The organism is Candidatus Zixiibacteriota bacterium (assembly GCA_022865345.1).
Classification (GTDB): domain Bacteria; phylum Zixibacteria; class MSB-5A5; order MSB-5A5; family RBG-16-43-9; genus RBG-16-43-9.
Map to the genome: position 1 here is coordinate 1 of JALHSU010000114.1, position 1,745 is coordinate 1,745.

The following is a 1,745-nucleotide window of genomic DNA, read 5'->3' on the forward strand; positions in this document are numbered from 1 at the left end:
ATTCGTCATTTCCTTTTTTACATCCTTCCCGACCTCAAAATCGCAATCACCAGCCAGACACCCAGAAACCCGGCCATAACATATCCCACGATCCCCAGAAGAGGGTAGCCGAAAAGATAAGGACCTACCTCCATCCTCATTATCAGGGAAGAACCGACAATTATTGCCGCTATTACCAGGGCGAAGGAGATTCGATTAGAAGCCCGGTCGAGTTCAAGTATGAGCTTTTCCAGGCCCCTGTGCTCGAGGGTGAAAGATAGCCCCCCTCTGCCTATCTTCTGGGTGATCTTTCTTAATTCAAAGGGAAATCCAACTAAAAAATCCCGCAGGTCATGCACGCCCCTCATAAAATCTTTTAAGATAACTCTGGGTTTATACTTTCTTTTAGCGAGTTTCTTGACAAAAGGTATGGCTTCATTTATGAAATTGAAATCCGGATCCAGCATCCGGGCAACTTCCTCATAAGTACTCAATGCTCTCCCTAAAAGCATCAGTTCTGATTGAACCTGGATTTCATATCTGTGGACTATGTAGAACAGGTCATTTATGATCGTCTTCATATCCAGTCTGGCAAGAGGAATCTTGTGATAGCGGTAGAGGAAATCGTTGAAATCAGATTCCAAAGCTTTCAGGTTGATCCCTTCTCCTAAGATACCGGCTTTATCATAGACCTTGACTACTGCTTTTGCATCCCAGGTAACGACTGCGATCAAAAGGTCAGACATCTCATCCATAGCTGTTTCCGAGAGCTTTCCCATCATTCCGAAATCAACTGGAGCGATCACGTTATTTTCCAGGACGAAGATATTTCCCGGATGCGGGTCTGCATGGAAAAAACCGTCTATGAATATCTGTTTGAAAACCGCTTTCCCGGAATTTCTGGCTATGATTTTTCTATCCAATCCTCTTCTTTCGATCTCCTGGAGATTAGAGATTTTTACCCCGTCGATATACTCCATCGTCAGAATAAGGTTGGTGGACAATTCCCAGAAAACTCTGGGTACAAAAACTGTTTTATCATCTTTGAAATTCTCTCTGAAGACGTCGATGTTTCTGCCTTCGTTTTTGAAATCAATCTCTCGTCTGAATGTTTTCGAAAGCTCCTCTATCATCCCTTTGGGGTCGTACTGCTTGCTCTCAGGGATATACCTATCAAAGAGGTTAGCTAAATCTTTTAAGATGTTCATATCTGAATCGATTATTTTTTTTATGTCCGGACGCTGAACCTTAACCACCACTTTGTCCCCGTTTTGAGTAACCGCTTTATGCACCTGGGCTAAAGAAGCTGAGGCAATCGGATTCGGGTCAAAGTAGTAGAAATTCGTCTCCAGAGGAGCTTTGAGCTCTCTTTCGACAATCTTCTTGACCACTTCAAATGTAAAAGGGGCCACCTCATCCTGCAATTTGGCAAGCTCTTCGACTAATTCCAGAGGAATCAAAAAAGGACGCATAGACAGAATCTGTCCCAATTTTACAAAAGTTGGACCCAGCTCCTCCATTGCCAGCCTTATTCTCTGAGCATAAGTGAGCTTCTCCACTTCCGCTTTTTTTCTGAAGATGATCTTTCTTCCCAGCCGCAAATAAGTAGAGATTCTCAGCCGCTCCAGCACATCCTGAAAACCGTATTTGAAAAGAACCGCAATTATCTGCCGGTATCTTTTTATGTTTTTATACTGCTGGCCAAATCCGGATATTTTCATAAATCAAATCCTCAACATTTAAAACAAGATTGAAAAATATATTAG

At 42.6% G+C, this 1,745-nt stretch carries 1 protein-coding gene; it reads right to left on the reverse strand.

Annotated elements, in window-relative coordinates:
* Window positions 1–17 precede the first annotated feature (17 nt).
* The gene (locus tag MUP17_04900; protein ID MCJ7458309.1) at window positions 18–1,700 is read right to left on the reverse strand and encodes an AarF/ABC1/UbiB kinase family protein; all 1,683 of its coding nucleotides are present in this window, start codon (window positions 1,698–1,700) and stop codon (window positions 18–20) included.
* Window positions 1,701–1,745 lie beyond the last annotated feature (45 nt).

Bases quoted from the DNA above. Each gene is read 5' to 3' on its own strand.
- MUP17_04900 (MCJ7458309.1), bottom strand. From the start codon at position 1,700: ATGAAAATATCCGGATTTGGCCAGCAGTATAAAAACATAAAAAGATAC.